This is a genomic window from Shinella sp. WSC3-e (assembly GCF_945994535.1).
Classification (GTDB): domain Bacteria; phylum Pseudomonadota; class Alphaproteobacteria; order Rhizobiales; family Rhizobiaceae; genus Shinella; species Shinella yambaruensis.
The window spans coordinates 4,161,893-4,183,175 of record NZ_OZ000530.1; the positions used below are offsets into that span (position 1 = coordinate 4,161,893).

The 21,283-nt window shown below is 68.2% G+C and carries 22 protein-coding genes; 7 read left to right on the forward strand and 15 right to left on the reverse strand.

Features of this window, described 5'->3' with window-relative positions; genetic code table 11:
- Positions 1-68 precede the first annotated feature (68 nt).
- From AABF56_RS20405 to AABF56_RS20415, 3 genes are all read left to right on the forward strand, one after another.
- Positions 69-1,790 (forward strand): thiamine pyrophosphate-requiring protein, encoded by a 1,722-nt coding sequence (locus tag AABF56_RS20405; protein WP_272807333.1) that lies wholly within the window; start codon positions 69-71, stop codon positions 1,788-1,790.
- 24 nt (positions 1,791-1,814) lie between these two features.
- Positions 1,815-2,348, forward strand: coding sequence for a 2,4'-dihydroxyacetophenone dioxygenase family protein (locus AABF56_RS20410; protein WP_272807334.1), 534 nt, complete (start codon positions 1,815-1,817; stop codon positions 2,346-2,348).
- Between the two features lie 104 nt (positions 2,349-2,452).
- Positions 2,453-2,629 carry a hypothetical protein gene (locus AABF56_RS20415; RefSeq protein WP_168168893.1) on the forward strand — a complete coding sequence of 59 codons (177 nt, stop codon included), beginning with the start codon at positions 2,453-2,455 and terminating at the stop codon, positions 2,627-2,629.
- A 69-nt stretch (positions 2,630-2,698) separates the two neighbouring features.
- Here AABF56_RS20415 and AABF56_RS20420 read toward each other — a convergent pair whose 3' ends face one another.
- The 7 genes from AABF56_RS20420 to AABF56_RS20450 form a co-directional block, all read right to left on the reverse strand.
- On the reverse strand, positions 2,699-3,457 hold the full coding sequence (locus AABF56_RS20420; protein ID WP_272807335.1) for an SDR family NAD(P)-dependent oxidoreductase: 759 nt from the start codon (positions 3,455-3,457) through the stop codon (positions 2,699-2,701).
- A gap of 3 nt (positions 3,458-3,460) precedes the next feature.
- Positions 3,461-4,912 carry an aldehyde dehydrogenase gene (locus tag AABF56_RS20425; RefSeq protein WP_272807336.1) on the reverse strand — a complete coding sequence of 484 codons (1,452 nt, stop codon included), beginning with the start codon at positions 4,910-4,912 and terminating at the stop codon, positions 3,461-3,463.
- Positions 4,913-4,933: 21 nt separating this feature from the next.
- Positions 4,934-5,647, reverse strand: a complete 714-nt coding sequence (locus tag AABF56_RS20430; protein ID WP_272807337.1) for an ABC transporter ATP-binding protein — start codon at positions 5,645-5,647, stop codon at positions 4,934-4,936.
- On the reverse strand, positions 5,640-6,368 hold the full coding sequence (locus tag AABF56_RS20435) for an ABC transporter ATP-binding protein (RefSeq protein WP_272807338.1): 729 nt from the start codon (positions 6,366-6,368) through the stop codon (positions 5,640-5,642). The genes AABF56_RS20430 and AABF56_RS20435 overlap by 8 nt, the downstream gene beginning before the upstream one ends.
- The gene (locus tag AABF56_RS20440; RefSeq protein ID WP_272807339.1) at positions 6,365-7,288 is read right to left on the reverse strand and encodes a branched-chain amino acid ABC transporter permease; all 924 of its coding nucleotides are present in this window, start codon (positions 7,286-7,288) and stop codon (positions 6,365-6,367) included. The genes AABF56_RS20435 and AABF56_RS20440 overlap by 4 nt, the downstream gene beginning before the upstream one ends.
- A complete protein-coding gene (locus tag AABF56_RS20445; protein ID WP_245083356.1) occupies positions 7,285-8,157 on the reverse strand; it encodes a branched-chain amino acid ABC transporter permease in 873 nt (290 codons plus the stop codon). The genes AABF56_RS20440 and AABF56_RS20445 overlap by 4 nt, the downstream gene beginning before the upstream one ends.
- A 458-nt stretch (positions 8,158-8,615) precedes the next feature.
- On the reverse strand, positions 8,616-9,842 hold the full coding sequence (locus tag AABF56_RS20450) for an amino acid ABC transporter substrate-binding protein (protein WP_272807340.1): 1,227 nt from the start codon (positions 9,840-9,842) through the stop codon (positions 8,616-8,618).
- Positions 9,843-10,023: 181 nt separating this feature from the next.
- Here AABF56_RS20450 and AABF56_RS20455 point away from each other — a divergent pair, with 181 nt between their 5' ends.
- The gene (locus AABF56_RS20455; RefSeq protein ID WP_272807341.1) at positions 10,024-10,923 is read left to right on the forward strand and encodes a helix-turn-helix domain-containing protein; all 900 of its coding nucleotides are present in this window, start codon (positions 10,024-10,026) and stop codon (positions 10,921-10,923) included.
- Between the two features lie 104 nt (positions 10,924-11,027).
- Here AABF56_RS20455 and AABF56_RS20460 read toward each other — a convergent pair whose 3' ends face one another.
- The 3 genes from AABF56_RS20460 to AABF56_RS20470 all read right to left on the reverse strand — a co-directional run bounded on the left by AABF56_RS20460 (position 11,028) and on the right by AABF56_RS20470 (position 13,248).
- Positions 11,028-11,372 carry an ArsC family reductase gene (locus AABF56_RS20460; RefSeq protein WP_272807342.1) on the reverse strand — a complete coding sequence of 115 codons (345 nt, stop codon included), beginning with the start codon at positions 11,370-11,372 and terminating at the stop codon, positions 11,028-11,030.
- Between the two features lie 78 nt (positions 11,373-11,450).
- Entirely contained in the window at positions 11,451-12,071 is a 621-nt protein-coding gene (locus AABF56_RS20465) for a YitT family protein (protein ID WP_272807343.1), read from the reverse strand.
- Positions 12,072-12,078: 7 nt separating this feature from the next.
- On the reverse strand, positions 12,079-13,248 hold the full coding sequence (locus AABF56_RS20470; protein WP_272807344.1) for an amino acid aminotransferase: 1,170 nt from the start codon (positions 13,246-13,248) through the stop codon (positions 12,079-12,081).
- A 149-nt stretch (positions 13,249-13,397) separates the two neighbouring features.
- Between AABF56_RS20470 and AABF56_RS20475 the strand changes: the two genes are divergently transcribed.
- Positions 13,398-13,877, forward strand: a complete 480-nt coding sequence (locus AABF56_RS20475) for an Lrp/AsnC family transcriptional regulator (RefSeq protein WP_064332264.1) — start codon at positions 13,398-13,400, stop codon at positions 13,875-13,877.
- Between the two features lie 113 nt (positions 13,878-13,990).
- A complete protein-coding gene (locus tag AABF56_RS20480; RefSeq protein WP_272807544.1) occupies positions 13,991-14,812 on the forward strand; it encodes an endonuclease/exonuclease/phosphatase family protein in 822 nt (273 codons plus the stop codon).
- Here the strand turns inward: AABF56_RS20480 and AABF56_RS20485 are convergent.
- Positions 14,784-16,244 (reverse strand): phospholipase D-like domain-containing protein, encoded by a 1,461-nt coding sequence (locus AABF56_RS20485; protein WP_272807345.1) that lies wholly within the window; start codon positions 16,242-16,244, stop codon positions 14,784-14,786. The two genes, AABF56_RS20480 and AABF56_RS20485, sit on opposite strands and share 29 nt — an antisense overlap.
- Positions 16,245-16,415: 171 nt before the next feature.
- A complete protein-coding gene (locus AABF56_RS20490) occupies positions 16,416-17,474 on the reverse strand; it encodes a succinylglutamate desuccinylase/aspartoacylase domain-containing protein (protein ID WP_272807346.1) in 1,059 nt (352 codons plus the stop codon).
- Between the two features lie 138 nt (positions 17,475-17,612).
- Between AABF56_RS20490 and AABF56_RS20495 the strand changes: the two genes are divergently transcribed.
- Positions 17,613-18,173: a methylated-DNA--[protein]-cysteine S-methyltransferase gene (locus AABF56_RS20495; protein ID WP_272807347.1), complete on the forward strand. Its 561-nt coding sequence runs from the start codon at positions 17,613-17,615 to the stop codon at positions 18,171-18,173.
- 4 nt (positions 18,174-18,177) lie between these two features.
- Here the strand turns inward: AABF56_RS20495 and AABF56_RS20500 are convergent, their stop codons facing one another.
- From AABF56_RS20500 to guaA, 3 genes are all read right to left on the reverse strand, one after another.
- Positions 18,178-19,038 carry a sigma-70 family RNA polymerase sigma factor gene (locus AABF56_RS20500; protein ID WP_272807348.1) on the reverse strand — a complete coding sequence of 287 codons (861 nt, stop codon included), beginning with the start codon at positions 19,036-19,038 and terminating at the stop codon, positions 18,178-18,180.
- Positions 19,028-19,489, reverse strand: coding sequence for a carboxymuconolactone decarboxylase family protein (locus AABF56_RS20505; protein ID WP_272807349.1), 462 nt, complete (start codon positions 19,487-19,489; stop codon positions 19,028-19,030). Before AABF56_RS20505 ends, AABF56_RS20500 begins: the two co-directional genes overlap by 11 nt.
- A gap of 211 nt (positions 19,490-19,700) precedes the next feature.
- Positions 19,701-21,263 (reverse strand): glutamine-hydrolyzing GMP synthase, encoded by a 1,563-nt coding sequence (guaA, locus tag AABF56_RS20510; RefSeq protein ID WP_272807350.1) that lies wholly within the window; start codon positions 21,261-21,263, stop codon positions 19,701-19,703.
- Positions 21,264-21,283 lie beyond the last annotated feature (20 nt).

The following is a 21,283-nucleotide window of genomic DNA, read 5'->3' on the forward strand; positions in this document are numbered from 1 at the left end:
GCCTGTGCCGTCCGGTTCGAGGAGACCGGCGGCCGCGGGCAGGCTGCCGCACGACGGGGGAGGTTCCGATGGGCGAAGACGATCTTGCCGGGGCGCCGGCGATGACGGCGGGCGGTGCGCTGCTCGCCCGGCTGAAGGCGGTCGGCATCGACTATATCTTCGCCAATTCCGGCACGGATTTCCCGCCGATCATCGAGGGCCTGGCCGAGGCGGAGGCGAAGGGAATCGCCCTGCCGCAGGCGCTCGTCATGCCGCACGAATCGGCGGCGATGGGCATGGCGCACGGTTATTATCTGGCGACGGGCCGCGCCCAGGCGGTGATGGCGCATACCAATGTCGGCCTTGCCAATTGCGCCATCGGCGCGATCAACGCCGCGATGGAGCATGTCCCGGTCCTGCTCTTCTCCGGCCGCACGCCGGTCACCGAGCGCGGACGAAAGGGGTCGCGCACCGTGCCGATCGGCTGGGGGCAGGAGATGCGCGACCAGGCGGCGCTGGTGCGCGAGGCCTGCAAGTGGGACGACGAGCTGCGCTTTCCCGAGCACATCCCGCAGATGGTCGACCGGGCGCATGCGATCGCCTGTTCCACGCCGCGCGGGCCGGTCTATATGAGCCTGCCGCGCGAGGTGCTCTGCCAGTCCTGTCCGACGAAGGGGCTGGAAGCGCCCGCAACGATGATGCCGGCCGTCGCCGCGCCGCCGGCCGAAGCGGTGGCGGAGGCCGCGCGCCTCCTGGCGGCGGCGGCGAACCCGGTGGTCTTCGCGCAGCGCGGCGCCGGCTCGGCCGAGGGTTTTGCCGCCCTTGCGGCGCTTGCAGGCGAATGGGGCATTCCCGTCTGCCAGTACTGGGCCGTGCAGCTTGCCATGGCGACGGATCATCCGATGGCCGCGCAGGCCGATCCGGGGCCGTTGCTGGAGGCGGCCGACGTGGTGCTGGTTCTCGATGCGCTGGCGCCCTGGTCGCCGGATGCCCATGCGCTGCGGCCCGGCTGCAAGGTCATCCAGCTCGCCCAGGACCCGCTCTACCAGCGCCAGCCGGTGCGCTACTTCCGCTCCGACGTGACGCTGGCCGGCGATGTCGATGCCGGTCTCATTGCCCTGAAGGCGGCGATGGACCCGCTGCTGCCCGCCCATCGCGCCCGGGTGGAAAGCCGCGCCGCCGCAGTGGCGGAACGCAACGGGAAAGCCCGCACCGCCGTGCTCGATGCGGCCCGGCGCGGGGGCGGCACGCCGATGACGAAGGATTTCGTCAGCCTGACGCTTTCCGAGGCGCTGGCGGGCCGGGATGCCACCGTGCTCTCCGAACTCGGCTGCCCGCTTTCGCCGATGACGCTCTCCCGTCACCAGGCCTGGTATCAGGAGCCGCATTCCGGCGGGCTCGGCTGGTGCTTTCCCGCCGCGCTCGGCATGCAGCTGGCGCGGCGCGGGCGGCTCGTCGTCGCCACCATGGGCGACGGCTCCTACATGTTCGCCAATCCCGTCGCCTGCCACCAGATCGCCGAGGCGCTGGAACTGCCGATCCTCGTCCTCATCGTCAACAATGCCGAATGGGGCGCGGTGCGCCAGTCGGTGCTCGGCCTCTATCCGGACGGCTATGCGGCGAAGACCAACCGCATGCCGCTGACCGCGCTCTCGCCTGTGCCGGATTTCGTGAAGGTCGCCGAGGCGAGCCGGGCCCATGCAAGGCGCGTCACCGACGGCGCGGCCCTTGCCGGCGCGCTTGCCGAGGCGATCGACCATATCGAGACGAAGCGGACGCTCGCGCTGCTCGACATCGCGGTCCGCGCCTGAACCATCACACGAGGAGGAGAAGCCATGCCCGAGCTTGCCACGAACGAATTCTGGAAGGACCTGAAGCCGATCGACAAGGTGTTCCAGCCGGATGCCCTGCCGGAAGTCTATCTTCAGAACGCGCCGACCGACGACGAGCGCTACTACGTGCCCTTCACCGAGACCGTCTCCTCCCGTCCGCTGTGGATCTCCCCGACGCAGAACAAGTGGTGCGACATCCTCATGGCGAAGAAGGCAGGGCTGGTGAACCGCCACTACCACCCGCACGAGGTCTTCGCCTACACGATCTCCGGCAAGTGGGGCTATCTGGAGCACGACTGGACGGCGACGGCCGGCGATTTCGTCTACGAGACGCCCGGCGAGGGCCACACGCTCGTCGCCTACGAGCACGAGCAGCCGATGAAGGTGTTCTTCCAGGTCAAGGGCCCGCTCATCTGGCTCGACGACAAGGGCGAGCCGGACGGTTTCTTCGATGTGCACAACTACATCGCTCTCTGTCGCGACCACTACGAGAAGGTCGGGCTCGGGCGGGATTATGTGGAGCGGCTGTTCCGTTAGTTCTTGCTTGTTTCCTGCGGAACAGCGGGCGGCGGGGCGCTATGCGATCTTCTGATCACCGGATGAGAGAGGCTCATCCCCAAAGAGAGATCAGGAGAGACCCCATGCGCAAGATCATCGTTTCCGCCGCCATCGCCGCCGTTGCCGCCATCTCCTTCGCCGCCCCCTCGCAGGCCGGCTACTACAGCTACGGCTACAAGCCGCACTGCTTCATCAAGAAGGTCAAGGCCTACGACTACTACGGCAATGTGATCTTCAAGACGATCAAGGTCTGCAAGTAAGCGCTTTTCCCGCTGACCTCCCCGAAGGCCCGGATGTCCCCTGCATCCGGGTCTTCTGCCGTTCCGGCTTCAGATGCTCATGCCGCCGTCGACCATCAGCATCGTCCCGGTGACGAAGCTCGACTTGTCCGAGGCGAGATAGAGCACGGAGCGGGCGATCTCCGCGGGGCTGGCATGACGGCCCATGGGGATGAGCGCGTTGAAGAAAGCCGTGCCGTCCATGCCGGTCGCGGCGCCGAGACCCTGTTCCACGGCAAGCTGGAAACCGTTGTCGACGGGGCCGGGGTTGACCGTGTTGACGCGGATGCCGCGCGGGGCGAGCTCCTTGGCAAGGCAGCGCATCAGGCCGGTCTGGGCGTGCTTGGCAGTGATATAGGCATAAACGCCGGGATCGCCCCGCGTCGCCGCCACGCTGGAGGTGATGACGATGCTGCCGCCGCTGCGCATGTGCGGCACGGCATGCTTGGCGGCAAGGAAGGCGCCGCGCACATGGACCGCCTGCACCATGTCGAAGATGTCCAGCGGATAATCGGCGACCGGGGCGACGGTGCCGAAGACGCCGGCATTGGAGAACAGGACGTCGATGCCGCCGAAGCGCTCGACGGCGAGCTTGACATAGGCCTTCGTCGAAAGGCTGTCGGTGACATCCGCCGCCGCGAGCGCCACGCGCTCCCGCGGCAGGCCGGCGGCGGCCCTTTCGAGCCCCGCGCGATCACGGTCGACGAGGACGACATTGGCGCCCTCGTCGAGGAAAAGCCGGGCGGTGGCAAGGCCGATGCTGCCGGCCCCGCCCGTCACGATGGCGGTCTTGCTGTCGAGAAGCGCCATGGCTCAGATCGGATAATGGATGGCGCCGTCCTGCACGGTGATCCAGCGCAGTTCGGTGAATTCGGCGATGCCGGCCCTGCCGCCGAAACGTCCGTAGCCGGATTCCTTGACGCCGCCGAAGGGCATCTGCGCCTCGTCGTGCACGGTCGGGCCGTTGATGTGGCAGATGCCGGATTCGATGCGGCGGGCAACCTGCATGGCGCGGTTGACGTCCCGGCCGAAGACGGCGGCGGAAAGGCCGTATTCCGTGTCGTTGGCAACCCGCACCGCCTCGTCGATCGAGCCGACGCGGATGACGCTGACGACCGGGCCGAAGCTCTCCTCGCTGTAGATGCGCATGGCGGGCGTCACCCGGTCGAGCAGGGTGGCGTCGACGATCGTGCCCCGCACGCTGCCGCCGGCGGCAAGCACCGCGCCCTTGCCCACGGCATCGCGGATGAGCTGTTCCAGCCGCTGGGCCGCATGGGCATCGACGACGGAGCCGAGCGGCGTGTTGCCCTCGCGCGGGTCGCCGGCAACGAGGGTTGCCGCCTTCTCGGCGAGCGCAGCGACGAAACGGTCGGAGACCGTCTCGTCGACGACGATGCGCTCGGTCGACATGCAGATCTGGCCCTGGTTCATATACGCGCCGAAGGCCGCGGCGGCGACGGCCGCGTCGATATCGGCATCGTCGAGCACCACGAAGGGCGCCTTGCCGCCGAGTTCCAGCAGCGCCGGCTTCAGGTAGCGCCCGGCGGTCTCGGCAATGATGCGGCCGACGCGGGTGGAGCCGGTGAAGTTGACGCGGCGCACGGCGGGATGGGCGATCATCGCCTCGACGATGGCGGCGGCATCCTCCGGCGCATTGGAGACGGCGTTGAGCACGCCTTCCGGCAGGCCGGCCTCGTGCAGCGCATCGACGATCAGCCGGTGGGTGCGCGGGCAGATCTCCGAGGTCTTCATGACGACCGTGTTGCCGCAGGCAAGCGGGGTGGCGAGCGAGCGCACGCCGAGGATGACCGGCGCGTTCCACGGCGCCATGGAAAGGACCACGCCGGCCGGCTGGCGCACGCCCATGGCGAGCGAGCCGGGGCGGTTGGAGGGGATGATCTCGCCGGTGATCTGCGTCGTCAGCGATGCGGCCTCGCGCAGCATGTCGGCGGCAAGGCCCACATTGAACATCGCCCAGCCGGCCGTCGCGCCCGTCTCGGCGGCCATGGCGGCGACGAAATCGGCCGTTCTCGCCTGCAGCTTGTCGGCGGCGGCAAGAAGCAGCTTGCGGCGCTGGCCGGGGCCGGTCGCCGCCCAGGCGGGAAAGGCCTTCGCCGCGGCATTGACGGCCTGGCGCGCATCCTCCAGCGAGGCGGCGGCGACCTCCGAGGCGACCTCGCCGGAAATCGGGTTGATGCGGGTGAAGGTGCGCCCGTCGGAGGCGGCCTGGTCGAGGTTGTTGATCTTCAGTCCAAGGACGGACATGGTTTGCTCCCTGCTTGACATTCAGACGGTTGCGCCGAGGAACGCGCGCTTCACCGCGTCGTCGTTCATCAGTCCTGCTGCGGTATCCTCGCCGACGATGCGGCCTGCCTCCAGGAGGTAGCCGCGGTCGGCGATCGAAAGGCTCATCTTGACGTTCTGCTCGACGATCAGGAGCGCCAGCCCGCTCTCGCGCACCCGGCCGAGCGCGGCGAAGAGCTCGCCGACGACGACGGGGGCAAGGCCGAGGCTCGGCTCGTCGAGCATCAAGAGGTCGGGCTTCGACATCAGTGCGCGGCCGATCGCCACCATCTGCTGCTCGCCGCCCGACATGGTGTTGACGAATTGCCGCCGCCGGTCCGCGAGTTTCGGGAAGAGGCCGTAGACCAGCTCGCGGCTCGCCTTGCCATGGGCGCGGGCGCGCCGGGCATAGGCGCCGAGGGCAAGGTTCTCCTCCACCGTCAGGTCGCCGAAGACGCCGCGGCCCTCCGGCACCAGCGCGATGCCGGCCTCGAGCACGAGATGGGCGGGCCGGCCGGCAATGTCGCCGCCGGCAAAGCGGATATCGGCGCCGGGATCGGGCCGGACGAGGCCGGCGGCGGCCTTCAGCAGGGAAGACTTGCCCGCGCCGTTGGCGCCGAGCATGACGACGGTCTCGCCCTTGCCGACGGTGACGGAGATCCGGTCGAGGGCGAGGTGCGGGCCGTAGTGGAGGGAAAGGTCGCGGATCTCAAGCATGACCGTCTCCGAGATAGGCGCGCACGACCTCCGGGTCCCGCAGCGTCTCGGCGGTCGGGCCGTCGGCGATCTTGCGTCCGGCATTCATGACGATGGCGCGCCCGCAGAGCGCCCGGATCGCGTCCATGACATGCTCGACGAGGAGCACGGTGATGCCGCGCTCCTTGAGCGACAGGATGAGGTCGATGCCGGTGCGAAGCTCCGTCGGGTTGAGGCCGGCGAGCCATTCGTCGAGCAGAAGCAGCTCCGGCTCGGCGGCGAGCGCCCGGGCAAGCTCCATGCGCTTCTGGTCGATATAGGTGAGCGCGCCGGCCGGCTGGTCGGCGCGCCCGGCAAGGCCGACGGCGGCAAGGTGGGTCTGGGCTACCTCGTGGGCGGCCTTGCCCCAGAGCGTCCGGCGGCCGAAGGCAAGCGCGGTGACGACGTTTTCGCCGACCGTCAGCGAGGGAAGGGCGCGCACGAGCTGGAAGGTGCGGGCGACGCCTTTCCTGGCGATGCGATTGGGGCCGAGGCCGGAAATCGCCTCGCCGTTGAGGGCGATCCGCCCGCCGGTCGGCGGCAGGAAGCCGGAGATCATGTTGAGCACCGTCGTCTTGCCGGAGCCGTTCGGGCCGAGCAGGCCGACGACCTCGCCGCGCTCCAGCGAGAAGGAGACGGCATTGACGGCGGTGAGCCCCCCGAAGCGCTTGGTGAGGCCGCTCAGCGCAAGAAGCTCGCTCATCGCGCACCGCCTTTCCTTAGCCGGCTTTCGACGGCCGCCAGCACGCCCTTCGGCAGAAGGAAGACGATGGCGATGAAGACGAGGCCGAGGATGATCGGATAGTGGTTCGGGAAGTTGGCGGAAAGCCACTCGAAGAGCAGGAAGAGCGGGATGGCGCCGAGCAGCGGGCCCCACAGCCGGTCCGCCCCGCCGAGCAGCGCCATGATCAGCGTCAGGAAGGAGATGGTCGGGTTGAAGACGATGCTCGGCTCGATATAGGTCCAGCGCGGCGCCTGGATGGCCCCGACGAGCGTGATGATCACGGCGCTGACGGCAAAGAGCGCGAGCTTGAGCCGGGTGATGTCGATGCCGCAATGGCTCGCCACCACCTCGTCGTCGCCGATGACCTTCAGCGCGAGGCCCCAGCGCGTGCGGCCGACGCCCCAGGAAAAGAGGAAGGTGGCGGCGGCGAGCGCCAGCAGCTGCCAGTAGATGCCCTCCGGCGTCACGGGCAGGAAGATGTAACGTCCGAGCGTCCCCGTCACGTTGACCTCGTACCAGGTGACGAGCTGGCGGATGAGTTCGGCAAGCCCGAAGGTGAAGATCACGAAATAGACGCCGGCAAGCCGGAGCGTCGAGAGCCCGACGACCAGCGCCACGGCAAGGCCGATCAGTGCCGCGACGAGGAGGACGAGCGGATAGGGCAGCGTCTCGCTGAGGACGCCGACCGTATAGGCGCCGATGCCGAAGAAGGCGACGGTGGCGAGCGAGACATAGCGCGTCGGGCCGGAGAACAGGCCCCAGGCGGTGGCGAGCACCACATAGCCGGTCATGCCGATCATCAGCGTCACCGCATAGGGCCCGGCGAAGAGGGGCAGGGCGGCGAGCGCGGCGAGAACGAGGCCGGCGACGAGGAGGCCGAGAAGCGTGCGTGCCGTCATCGCGCGCTCCTCCCGAAGAGGCCGGCGGGGCGCCAGAGCAGGATGGCGAGGAAGATGAGGTAGGTGGCGGCGAGCGTCAGGCCGGGATCGACATAGGTCGCCACGAAGGTCTCGACGAGGCCGAGCAGCAGGCCGGAGAAGAGCGCGCCGAGAATGTTGCCGACGCCGCCCATGATGACGACGATCAGCGCCTTCATGGTGAAGACGACGCCGGCCGTGGCGGTGAAGGTCTGGTACATGGAGATGACGACGCCGCCGGCGGCCGCCAGCGCCCCGCCGATGGCGAAGGCCGTGCGGGCCGCGCGCTCGACATCGATGCCGACGAGCGGCGCGGAGGTCGGCGAGACGGCGACGGCGCGCAGCGCCGTGCCCCAGAGGGTGCGGGTAAGCAGCAGGTACAGCCCGCCGCCGAGGACGATGGCGAGCGCGAAGGCGAGGAGGCGGTTGGCCGCGATCGTGGTGCCGAGCACGCTGACGCCGATGTTGAGATAGCTGTAGCTCGTATAGTTGCTGCCGAAGAAGACGAGCATGACGCCCTGGATGACGAAGAGCAGGCCGAAGGTGGCGAGGATGGAGTCGATCTCCAGCGTCTCCCGGCTCTTGGCGCGGCGCACCAGCGGGCGCATCATCAGGCCGTAGACGAGATAGCCGAAGACAAAGCCGAGCGGCACGGCGGCAAGAAGGCCGAGCACCGGATTGATGCCGAGGCCGCTGAACAGCACATAGGCGAGGAAGGCCGCCGCGATGATCGTCTCGCCATAGGCAAGATTCATGATGCGCGCGATGCCGTACTGGAGCGTCAGCCCCATCGCGACCAGCGCATAGGTTCCGCCGAGCACGAGCCCGGACAACAAGGCCGTGACGAGCATGGCCGCTCCTTACATTTGTCGGCCGGTGGCATGCACCGCGCCGTTTTCAGTCGATGACAGAATGCCCCTCATCCGGCCTGCCGGCCACCTTCTCCCCGTGAACGGGGAGAAGGAGATATGCCGCGTCGGTTTTCCCGAGCAATTCCCGCTCGTGAGGCAAGTCCCCTCTCCCCGCTTGCGGCAGGCGAATTGCATATGACAGCACGCTGCTGCTTTCCCCTTCTCCCCTGCGGGGAGAAGGTGGCCCGAAGGGCCGGATGAGGGGGCTTGCACATCGTCTGACGTCTGCGCCACCCCCTCATCCCGCTGCCGCGACCTTCTCCCCGCGGGGGAGAAGGGGAAAGACGCGTCGCCTCATTCCATATGCAATTCGCCTGCCGCTTGCGGGGAGAGGGGCAGGGTGAGGGGCACATTTTGGTCCGCCGGAGCGCCCTTCGATCCCCTCGCGAGGCGTACGGCTACTTCTTCCACGCCGGCCGCGGCAGGATCGGCTGGCTGGCGCCGGCGCGGTCCGCGGGCGCGATGCCGACGAACTGGCCGTTCTGCCACTGGCCGGTCCACCAGAGCGTGCGAAGCTGGTTGTCTTCCATCTTCGTCTCGCCGAGCACGGTCTGGAAGGTGCCGGTCGACAGTTCCGCGGAAACGGCCTCGCGGTCGAGGCCCTTGCGCTTGATCGCCTCCTGCAGCATCTGCAGCGAGGCATAGGTGATGACGCTGCCCCAATAGTCGGGACCCTGCCCGGTCACTTCCTCGTGGCGCTTGCGATAGGCGGCGTTCGCCTCGTTCGCCGGGTCGATACCGCCGAGGCTCATGATGCCGGTGGCGTTGTCGCCATTGTTCTTGCCATAGACCGGAAAGCCCGTGCCGACGCCGAGATAGAGCAGCTTCGGATTGAAATCGGCGACCTGAGACTGCTGGGTCAGCGCGAAGGTATCCGGCGGATAGGAGAAGGCGACGAAGCTGTCGGCGCCGCTCGCCTTCGCCTCGTTGATCATCGGCGTGAAGTCCGACGTGCCGACCGGGTAGGTCTTGTCGTAGACGAGCTCGATGCCGGCGTCCGCGAAGGCCGGCCGCGCGGCGGTCACGAGGTCGATGCCGAAGCCGTCGGCGACCGAGACCATGGCGACCTTGTTGTTGAGCGTGCCGTCGGCGGCGGCCTTTTTGATGAGGCCGGCGAGCGCGCCCGCATAGTCATGGCCGCCGCCGAGCATCCAGAAGCTCCTCTTCCAGCGCTTGACGAAATCCGGCGCCTTGTCGGTGACGGAGGAGACGGCGAGCTGCGGGTAGCCGTAGCGGTCGAAGAGCGGCGCGGCCGCAAGGTTGAAGCCCGTGCCCCAGGGCGCGAGGATGAAGTCGGCCTCGTCCTGCGTCGCCAGGCGCTCGACGGCGCGCACCAGTTCCTCGGAAGCGGACCGGTCGTCGTATTCGATCACCTCGATCGGCAGCTTCGTGCCGTCGGGCAGTTCCAGCCCGCCGGCATCGTTCACGTCCTTGACCCAGAGCTGGTAGTTCGGCAGCGTCGTGATGCCGGCGCCGCCGGCATTGGGGCCGGTCTTGGAAATGGCATAGCCGATCTTCACCGAGGTGCGGTCCTGGGCAAGCGCACCCGGTGCGATGCCCGTCGCCAAGAGGGCCGAGGCAGCCGCCATCACGCGCAGGACGTGCCTGCGTTGCAGAGATTTCATCGTCGATTCCTCCCAAAAGGCCTGCTCTTCGGCAGGCGTCGCGCCAAGGCGGGCAGCGGCCACGTTCTCCTCCGGGCCTTCTGTCGCTGCTTGACGGATGAAAGGTTAGCCGCAGGCGGGGCAGGGCGGAATAGACTTTTACAAGAGATACTTGTACTTTTCACGGCAAGGAGATCTCGCCATGCCCTTTCAGGACGCCCTCGCGCCGCAGCATCGCGCCGCGGCCGCTACGCCGCCGCTGCCGACGGAGGCGCGGCTCTTCCGCGGGGCGCTGTCGCAATCCGGCTGGACCTTCCGCGGCGGGCGCAACCGCGTCTTTCTCCTCCTGTCCGGCAGCGGGCGGGTGTCGCTCGGGCCGGCGGATCTCGGACTTTCCGGCCCCTCCATCGTCTGGGCGCCGGCCGGCGAGCGTGGCACGGTGCTCTTCGATGCCGGCGCGGAGGGGGCGGCGCTGGCGATCCCGGAGCTGGCGCTCGGCCCCGCCATGCCGACGGGCGCGATCTTCGCCGACGTGCGCGATGCCATCGCCCGGCCGATCCTCGGCGCCAAGCTGGCGCTGGCGGATGCGAGAAAGATGCTCCAGACGGTGGAGACGATCGAGGCGGAACTGCGCGAGAACGCGGCGGGCATGCAGGAGGTGGTGCGTCATCACCTCGCCCTCCTGCTGATCGCCATCTGGCGCCGCGCCAATCCGGCGACGGAGAAGCCGAAGCCTTCGCCGCGCGCCACCGTGCGCAGCTTCCTGCATCTCGTGGAACTGCACATGCGCGAGCAATGGCCGCTCGCCCACTATGCCGCCGTGCTGGGCGTGACGCCGGACCGGCTGAACACGGCGGTGCGGCGCGCCACGGGGCGTTCGCCGATGGAGCTGATCCATGCGCGGCTGATGATGGAGGCGGAAATGCTGCTCGACGGGTCGAGCCTGCAGATCGCCGAGGTCGCCGAAGCGCTCGGCTTTCGCGATGCGGCCTATTTCAGCCGGTTCTTCAAGCGGCTGGCCGGCGTCTCGCCGCGCGCCCGGCGGGCGGGGCTCGCCAGCCGGCAGGTGCGCGCGGAAACCTCCTATGCCGCCTGGCCGTAGAGCAATTCCAGCAAAAGTGCGCAGCGGTTTTGCGTCCGGAATTGCGTAAAAACAAAGAGATAGAGCATTTTCGCGATTCAAGGAAAAGTGGAAACGCTCTAAGCTCAGAAAAGCGTTTCGTAGATCTCCGGCTTGAAGCCCGCCGTCAGGGCGCCGTCGCGGTCGAGGATCGGGCGCTTGATCATCGAGGGCTGGGCAAGCATCAGCGCGATCGCCTTCCTCGCATCGAGATCCTGCTTGTCGGCATCCGGCAGGGCGCGGAAGGTGGTGCCGGCGCGGTTCAGCACGGTCTCCCAGCCGAGCGCGTCGACGAAGCGCGCCAGGCTCGCCGCATCGATGCCTTCGGCCTTGTAGTCGTGGAAACGGTAGGCGACGCCCCTGGCGTCGAGCCAGGTCCGGGCCTTCTTCATCGTGTCGCAGTTCTTGATGCCGTAGATCATGACGGTCACGCCTGTCTCCTTCGTTTGATGGTCGCCGCCTTCATAGAGCGATTCCGTCAAGAGTGCGCAGCGGTTTTGCGCCCGGCGTCACGTCACGCCGAGATAGCGGCCCGGGCGATGGTTGATGGCGAGCGTCATGTTGACGACGACGGCGCCGAGCACGGAGAGCGCGAGGCGGTCGAGCGGGATGACGAAGACGGCGGCGGCAAGGATGGCAAGGTCCACGGCGAGCTGGAAATAGCCGGCCCGGATGCCGAAACGGTCCTGCAGGTAGATCGCCAGCACGTTGATGCCGCCGAGCCCCGTGCGGTGGCGGAAGAGGATGAGCAGGCCCGTGCCGGACAGCGCCCCGCCCATGACGGCCGCATAGAGCGGATCGAGATGGGAGAAGGAGACGAGCTCAGAGGTTAGCCGGGTAAAGATCGAGACGAGCGTGACGGCCGCGAAGGTACGCAGGGTGAAGGCCCAGCCGAGCTTTCTGACCGCGAGGACGTAGAAGGGCAGGTTGATGGCGAAGAACAGCCACCAGAAGCCGATGCCGCTGGCATATTGCAGGAGCAGGGCAAGGCCCGCCGTGCTGCCGGCGAGCAGCACGGCCTTGGTGTAGATCACCACGCCGAGCGCCATGAACATCGTGCCGACGATGATGGCGATGGCATCCTCGTAGGCGGAATGGCGCTCGGGCCGGGCGGCTGTTTCGACAGACATCGTGTCCTCAGAGGCTCCGGAACTTCTCGATGACGGCATCGACCTCGGCCGACTTGAGGCCGGCAATGTTGATGCGGCCGGAGGTCGGCATGTAGATCGCGTGCTCGGCGCGCAGCTTCAGCACGTCCGCCTCCTCCAGCGGCAGCAGGGAGAACATGCCCTCCTGCTCGCGGATGGCCGTCAGCACCTGCCAGCGGCCGGAAAGGCCGGCGGCGAGGCGCTCGCGGATCGCGGTGATGCGCAGCCGCATGGTCTCGATCTCTGCCATCCAGTCCGCCTTCAGGGCCTCGTCGCCGAGGATCGTCGCCACGATGGCCGCGCCATGGTCCGGCGGCATGGAATAGCTGGTGCGGGCGAGGGCGGCGAGGTTGCTGCGCACGGACAGCGCCGTCTCGGCGCTGCCGCAGGCCGCATAGATCGCCCCGGTGCGCTCGCGGTAAAGGCCGAAGGACTTCGAGCAGGAGACGGCGACCAGCGCTTCCGGCACGGCGGCCAGCAGCGTGCGCAGCCCGGCGGCATCCTCGTCGAGGCCGCGGCCGTAGCCCTGATAGGCGATGTCGACAAGCGGCAGCAGGCCGCGCGCGGCGACGAGATCGGAGACGGCACGCCACTGCTCTGCCGAAAGGCCGGCGCCCGTCGGGTTGTGGCAGCTCGCGTGCAGCAGCACGGCATCGCCCGGCGCGGCGCCGGAGAGCGCGTCCATCATCCGGTCGAAGAGCACGGTCTGCGAAGGGACGTCGAAGAACGGATAGGTGACGACCTCCAGGCCCGCCGCCTTGAAGATGCTGGCATGGTTCGGCCAGCTCGGCAGGCCGAGCCAGATGCCCTTCGTGCCCATGCGCGCCATCAGGTCGGCGGCAAGGCGCAGCGCGCCGGAGCCGCCCGGCGTCTGCAGCGCGGCGGTGGCGCGGCCGCGGCCGGCGTCCCCCGTCGTCAGCGCCCAGAGGCGCTCCAGGAAGACCGGGTCGCCTTCCGGGCCGACATAGGCCTTGGTCGGCTGCGTCTCGACGAGGCGCCGTTCCGCCGCCTTCACCGCGCGGAAGATCGGCGTCGCGCCCGTCTCGTCGCGATAGACGCCGACGCCGAGGTCCACCTTGCCGGCGCGCTCGTCCGCCCGGAAGAGGCCGATCAGGGCAAGCAACGGATCGTCGGGCTGGCGGGCGAGGGCGTCGAACATGGCCGGGTTCCTTGTGCGGTGTGTCTCTCAAGCGGTTTAGGCCAAAGCCGTCGCAAAATCGACCATGATATTGCGGACAAGGCGCAAGAAGCTTTTGTCTTCTTGCTTGCGGCTGCTAGATTGATGCAGGTTTTTGCGTGGGGCGGGACATGGACAGGAAGCCGGGCGACGAGGTGGCGCTGGACCAGACGGATCGGCGCATCATCCGCCTGCTCGTCGAGGATGCCGGGCTCTCCAACAACCGGCTTGCCGAGAAGGTCGGCCTCTCGCCGGCGCCGCTGTCGCGCCGGCTGGCGCGGCTGGAGGCGGGCGGCGTCATCCGCCACACGGTGATCGTCGATCCGCGCGCCGCCGGCATCGGCTTCCAGGCCTTCCTGGAGGTGACGCTGGAGCGCACGGCCCCGCGCGTCGGCGAGCGCTTCATCGATCTCGTGCGGCGCATGCCGGAGGTGGTGGAATGCCACACGGTCGCCGGCGATTTCGATTTCCTCCTGAAGATCGCCGTGAAGGACGTCGCCGATTACCGCCGGCTGCTGTGGAGCGAGTTCGAGCGGATCGGCGAGATCAAGACGCTGCGCTCGACCATCCTGCTCGACAGCCCGAAAATGCAGGTGAGCGTTCTTCCCTAGCCATTTTCGCGGAACCTTCTTGGCCGTGAAAGGTTGCCGACGCGGGCAAAGCGCCCATATGATGGAGGGGCCACAAGGAAGGACACGTGGACAGGAAGCCGAACGACAAGCTGATGCCGGCCGCATTGCTGACGGCCATCCGCAACCGCCGCGGCCATCGGCCGCCGGAGAACAATCGCCCCGGCGATACCGTGATCGCGTCCTACAACGTGCACAAATGCGTGGGCGTCGACCGGCGCTTCGATCCGGAGCGCACGGCGAACGTGATCGCCGAGATCGACGCCGACATCATCGCCATCCAGGAGGCGGACAAGCGCTTCGGCGAGCGCTCCGGCCTGCTCAACCTCGATATCCTCGAACGGGACTGCGGCCTCGTCCCGGTGCCGATCACCGCGCTCTCCTCCACCGGCCATGGCTGGCACGGCAACATGATCATGATCCGCAAGGGCGCCGTCGGCGGCGTGCGGCAATTGAAGCTGCCGGGCGTCGAGCCGCGCGGCGCGCTGGTCGTGACGCTCGACCTGCCGGTCGGCAAGCTGCGGCTGGTCGCGGCCCATTTCGGCCTCCTGAAGCGCTCGCGCGAGCAGCAGGCCATGGCGATCCTCGCCTCCGTCGCGGAAGAAGAGGAGATGCCGACCCTGCTCGTCGGCGATCTCAATGAATGGCGCGTCGGCCGCCGGTCCTCGCTCTCGCGCCTGCAGCCGACCTTCGATCCCGCCTCCGGCGCGGTGCCGAGCTTTCCCTCCCGCTTTCCGGTCCTCGCGCTCGACCGCGCGCTCGGCCATCCGCACGATCTCGTCACCTCCGTCGAGGTGCACGACACGCCGCTTGCCCGCGTCGCGTCCGATCACCTGCCGATCAAGGCGCATATCGACCTCAAGGTCGTCTGGGAGCGCTCGTTCAGGCCTACAGATAGGGTGAGCCGAGCCATGTGATGCGCTCGACGAGGCGCTGGGCGAAGGGACGTGCCCTGAGGTCCTCGAGCGTGACCTCCTCGGCCTCGGACAGCGCGGCGGCGATGCGCTGGTCGATCAGATCGGCGAAGTCGGCGTCGATCACCTCGATATCCACCTCGAAATTCAGCCGCAGCGAGCGCGGATCGATGTTCGACGAGCCGATATAGGACCAGGCGCCGTCGATGACCGTGAGCTTGGAATGGTTGAAGGCGCCGGAGGCCCGCCAGATGCGGCAGCCGTGTTTCAGCATCTGGTCGAACTGCGCCGTCATGGCGAGGTCGACGAGCTTCAGGTTGTTGGAGGAGGGAACGACGATGTCGATCTCCACGCCGCGCCGCGCCGCCGTGACGATCGCGCTGATCAGCTCGCGGTCCGGCAGGAAATAGGGCGACATGATGCGGATGTGCCGCTTGGCGACGGAGACCGCCCCCATCAGCATGCGGTGGTTGGTCTCAAGGCTCTTGTCCGGGCCCGACGGCACGACGCGGGCAAGCATGCCGCTTTCCGGCGCATCCGGCGGCGGGGCGATCTGCCAGGCCTCGCCCGCCAGTTCGTCGCCGCCGGAAAAGCGCCAGTCCTCGTAGGCGATGCGGAAGAGGTCGCTGACCACGGGGCCGGTCAGGCGGAAATGCGTGTCGAGCGCCGCCGCCTCGCCGGAAAACTCGGCACAGAAACCGGCGCGGATGTTCAGCCCGCCGGTGAAGGCGACGCTGCCGTCGACGACGAGGATCTTCCGGTGGGTGCGCAGGTTCGCATAGGGCAGGCGCAGGCCCATGACGATGTTGCCGTTGAAGACGTCCGCCGGCACGTTCGCCCGCTGCAGGTCGGAGACGATCGAGGGGATCGAGTAGCGCGCGCCGACCGCGTCGATCAGCACGCGCACCTGCACGCCGCGCGCCACGGCGTCCGACAGCGCCGCAACGAAGCGCTCGCCGGCGGCATCGCGGTCGAAGATGTAGGTTTCGAGCAGGACGGAGCGTTCCGCGGCCGCGATGGCGGCCAGCATGGCCGCATAGGCCTCGTCACCGGTCGACAGCACGCTGATGCGGTTGCCGGAGGTCAGCTTGCAGCGGCCGACCGTATCGCCGAGGCGCTGCATGGCGGCGAGCGCCCCGCCATAGGCCACCTGCATATACGCATTCGAGACGTCGTATTCCGCCATGTGGTGCCAGCCGGCGGCGAGCAGCCCCTCGCGGCTGAGGTTCAGCGTCTTGCGGCGGATGCGGTTGACCCCGCCGATGGCATAGATGAGCGGCCCGACGACCGGCGACAGCATGATGACGCCGACCCAGCCGATCGCCGCGCGCACCTCTTCCTTGGTCATCGTGGCATGGATGGCGGCCGGCACGCCGAGGAGGATCGACAGGGCGACGAGGATATGCGGCCAGTAGGCGGAGAGCGTCTCAAACATGATGCGTGCGGATCATCCCAAGGCGGCCTCGTCTTTGTGCGTGCCGCTTTTGCAAAGCCGCCCGAGGCGGCCCGCGCGTCACGCCGGTCTCGCACCTATATATTGCTTCCGGCAAGGCGATTGCGAGGGGCGAGGCCAGCCCCGCGCAGGTTTCTTTCGGCGTGGGGCGGCTCAGTCCTCCAGCGTGCCGGGCTTGCGGTTCCTGCCCGTCGCCTCGTGGCAGGCGATCTTCATCAGGTCGTCGCCGCGCCGGGCGTAACGGGCGGAGCTGCGGGTGGCAATCAGCCCGTCATGGCCGGCCGTCACGGCAAGCGTGCCGTCCGGCGCGCCGGGCCGGGTGATCAGCGTCGCGAGCAGATCGCCGGCCTTCACCGTCTCGCCGATGTCGCGATGGAAGAGCACGGTGCCGGGCTCCGGCGCCCGCACCATCTCGATATTGTCGAGCGGCACGGCGGGGCCGGAATAGGCCCCTGCCGCATGGGCGGGATCGGCGACGACGCCGCGGCCGGCAAGGAAGCGCCAGAGGCCCGCCGCATCCCTCTTCGCCATGTCCGGATAGACGTCGCGCTTGCCGCGCAGTTCGACGGTCACCGAGAGGCGGCCGGGGACGGTGGAAAGCGTCTCGCCGCCCTTTCGCTTGAAGGCATGGCCGACGGCCTCCTCGAAGGCGGTGCTTTCGCCGTCGGAAAGGAACACGGCCTCCATGTCGAGGGCCGCCGCCAGATCGGCCGCCTCCGGCCAGAAGGCCGTGTCGATATAGGCATATTGCAGGGATTCGTCGTCGCAGTGCAGGTCCAGCACGAGATCGGCGCCGAGCGCGGTGTGCAGCAATGTGCGCTTCAGCCGGTCGACGGCGCTGCGGCGGTCGATATCCTTCAGCAGCGTTTCGCGCTCGCCGAGCGCCACGAGCGGGAAGTCGCGGTTGAAGTTGGTCCGCGTGCCGAGATCGAACCGGCCCTCCATCTCGCCGAAATGCGCTTGCGCGAGGCCGATCGGATTGGCCTGCGGGATGACGGTGATGTCGCCGCGGATCGCGCCGTCGTCCTCCGCCTTGCGCAGCCGTTCCAGGAGGAAATGCAGGAGCGCGGTGCCCGGCAGTTCGTTGGCATGCAGCGCGGCCTGGATATGGACGGAAGGCGCCGCGGCGTCGGTCCCCTTGAAGCGGAACACCGGGATTCGCCATTCGATACCTGCCGTATCGCCGCCGATGATGATCTGCGAATGTTCCACGTCGTCTCCTCGCTGCTTCGCTTTTTTGGGGACGGTTATGCGAATTGGCGCCGTCTGGCGCAAGACCCGGCAGGAAACGGGTTGAAAGCGGCCGGGCGAAGCCCGATCTTGTGACAAAACGGGAACAGGAGCGATCCCATGACCGGCAAGGCCCACTACCTGATCTTCGACACCGCCGGCGGCCCCTGCGGCATCGCCTGGACGGCGGCGGGCGTCGTGCGCTTCCAGCTTCCGGGCGAGGAAGCCGACACCACGCGCCGCCTGCTGCTGCGCCACCTGCCCGACGCGGAAGCCGCCGAGCCGCCGCCGGCCGTCGCCGCGGCGGTTGCCGCCGCGCGGCGCTACTTTGCCGGCGAGGCGGCGGATTTCACCGGCGTGCCGCTCGACCTTGCCGGCCAGAGCGATTTCTTTCGGGCGGTCTACGACGCCGCCCGCCGGGTGCACTGGGGCGAGACGACGACCTATGGCACGCTCGCCCGCGAACTCGGCGCCGGCCCGGAGGCCGCGCGCGAGGTGGGCCAGGCCATGGCGAAGAACCCGGTGGCACTCATCATTCCCTGCCACCGTGTGCTCGCCGCCGGCGGCAAGGTCGGCGGCTTCTCCGCCCCGGGCGGCGCCTCGTCGAAACTGAAGATGCTGGCGCTCGAAGGCGTCTCCTTCGCCCCGCCGGCGCCGGCGCAGCAGTCCTTCGGGTTCTGAGCCGTCAGGCGCCGGTCAGCCCGGCCAGCTTTTCCGGGTTGCGCGTGATGTAGATCGCCGTGATGCGTCCGCCGGAAATGTCCAGCGCCGAAGTCTGCAGGTGGCCGTCGACCCGGCTGAGAAATCCCGGCAGTCCGTCGATCACGAGATGGCCGAGGAATTCCATGCGCCCGCCGAGCTTGCGCGAAAGCCCGAGATAGAGGCGCACCAGGCGATCCATCCCGTGGATCGCATTGGGAAAGGCCATCACCTTCCCGCCGCCGTCCGAGCGGAGCGTCACGTCTTCCGCCAGCATGGAGCCGAGCGCCGTCGCATCCCCCAGGCGGCAGGCCTCGAAGAAGGCCTCCACGATCGCCCGGCTGTCTTCCCGTGCGATCGCGTAGCGCGGCTGGTCGATCCGCACATGCGCGCGTGCCCGCGCGGCAAGCTGCCGGATCGCCGCGGGGCTGCGCTGCAGCGTCGCCGCCACCTCGTCCACCGGCTGGTTGAAGACGTCGTGCAGGAGGAAGGCCGCGCGCTCCAGCGGCGAGAGGCGTTCCAGCGCCACCATCAGCGTCAGCGTGATGTTGTCCGCGCGCATCTCCTCGTCGGCCGGCTCGATCAGCGGCTCGGGCAGCCAGGTGCCGGGATAGGTCTCGCGGCGGAAGCGGGCGGATTTCATGGCGTCGAGGCAGAGGCGCGAGACGATGCGGGTCAGCCAGGCGGCCGGCGCGGCCACGCGGTCGCGGTCGCTGCGGTGCCAGCGCAGCCAGGCCTCCTGCACGATGTCCTCGGCCTCCGCATGCGTGCCGAGCATCCGGTAGGCGAGGCGCAGCAGCCGCGGCCGCTGCGCCTCGAAGGCCCTGGTGGAAGGATCAGGCGGCATCGCGCTGATCGACCGGATGCACGGCGCGAAAGCCGACCTGCACGCGGTTCCAGATGTTGATCGCGCCGATGGCGAGCGTCAGCCATGCCTGCTCGTCGGGCGTGAAGGCGGCCTCGACTGCCGCCCAGTCCGCGTCGGGGGCGTGCGTCTCGGCCACCAGCGTCAGGGCCTCGGTCCAGGCAAGCGCGGCCCGTTCACGCGGCGAATAGAGCGGCGAATCGCGCCATCCGGCAAGAAGGTGGAGGCGCGTCGGGTCCTCGCCGTCCTTCAGCGCCTCTCCGACATGCATGTGGATGCAGTAGGCGCAGCCATTGATCTGCGAGGCGCGCACCTTCACCAGATGCACGAGCAGCGCGTCGAGGGGGCTCGCCTTCAGCGCCGCCTCCAGGGAAAACATCGCCTTGAAGGCCGGCTCGGCGCGTTTGAAATAGTCGGTCATGCGGGGTGACATTCCAGTCTCCTTTTCGTTCACACACCGCTATGACGAGGCGGCGCCGCCGCCTGTGACACCGCCGCCCGGTTTTTTTTGGGAGGCGAAGACAGGTCCATGCTGGCTGCGGCCGGACGGGAAGTCAAACGGCAACAGCCCCGACGCGGGGCGCCGGGGCTGTGCTCAATCTCGTTCTGCAGGCCGAAGGTTCAGCGCCGCGGGCGGCGATCCCTCACTCCCACTCGATCGTGCCCGGCGGCTTCGACGTCACGTCGTAGACGACGCGGTTGATGCCGCGAACCTCGTTGATGATGCGGGTGGCGGCGCGGCCGAGGAAGTTCATGTCGTAGTGGTAGAAGTCGGCGGTCATGCCGTCGACGGAGGTGACGGCGCGCAGCGCGCAGACGAATTCGTAGGTGCGCCCGTCGCCCATGACGCCGACCGTCTGGACCGGAAGCAGCACGGCGAAGGCCTGCCAGATCTTGTCGTAGAGGCCGGCCTTGCGGATCTCGTCGAGATAGATGGCGTCGGCCTCGCGCAGGATTTCCAGCTTGTCGCGGGTGATGCCGCCCGGGCAGCGGATGGCAAGGCCCGGTCCCGGGAAGGGATGGCGGCCGATGAAACTGTCCGGCAGGCCGAGTTCGCGGCCGAGCACGCGCACCTCGTCCTTGAAGAGCTCGCGCAGCGGCTCGACGAGCTTCATGTTCATGCGCTCGGGCAGGCCGCCGACATTGTGATGTGACTTGATGGTGACCGAGGGGCCGCCGGTGAAGGAGACGCTTTCGATGACATCGGGGTAGAGCGTGCCCTGGGCGAGGAAATCCGCGCCGCCGAGCTTCGATGCCTCGTCTTCGAACACCTCGATGAACAGGCGGCCGATGATCTTGCGCTTGGTTTCCGGGTCGGAAACGCCTTCCAGCTCGCCGACGAAACGGTCCACGGCGTCGACATGGATGAGGTGCAGGTTGTAGTGCTCGCGGAACATGGCGACGACGTCGGCCGCCTCGTTCTTGCGCATCAGGCCGTGGTCGACGAGGATGCAGGTGAGCTGCGCGCCGACGGCCTCATGGATGAGGAGGGCCGCGACGGAGCTGTCGACGCCGCCCGACAGCGCGCAGATGACGCGCTTTTCGCCGACCTGCTCGCGGATCGCCTCGACGGCGCGCGCGCGGTAGGCCGACATCGACCAGTCGCCCTTGATGCCGGCGATCTTGTGCACGAAGTTGGAGAGCAGCTTGGCGCCGTCGGGCGTGTGCACCACTTCCGGATGGAACATCGTCGTGTAGTAGCGCTTCGCCTCGTTGACGCAGATGGCGAAGGGGGCGTTTTCGGAAACGCCGATGATCTCGAAACCCTCGGGCGCGACGGTGACGCGGTCGCCGTGGCTCATCCAGACCGGGTATTTCCGGCCGACCTCCCAGAAGCCCTCGAACAGCGGGCTCGACTTCAGGATCTCGACGTCGGCGCGGCCGAATTCACGGGCGTGGCCGCCCTCGACGGTGCCGCCGAGCTGGGTGGCGAGCGTCTGCTGGCCGTAGCAGATGCCGAGGATAGGCAGGCCTGAATCGAAGACGACCTGCGGTGCGCGCGGGCTGCCCTGGTCGAGCACCGATGCGGGACCGCCGGAGAAGATGATCGCCTTCGGCTGCATGCGGTGGAAGGCCTCTTCCGCCGACTGGAAGGGGATGATCTCGCAATAGACGCCTGCCTCGCGCACGCGCCGCCCGATGAGCTGGGTCACCTGGCTGCCGAAATCGATGATGAGAACGCTGTCGGGATGAGCTGTCTGGGTCATGGCGAGCCTTTAATGAAAAT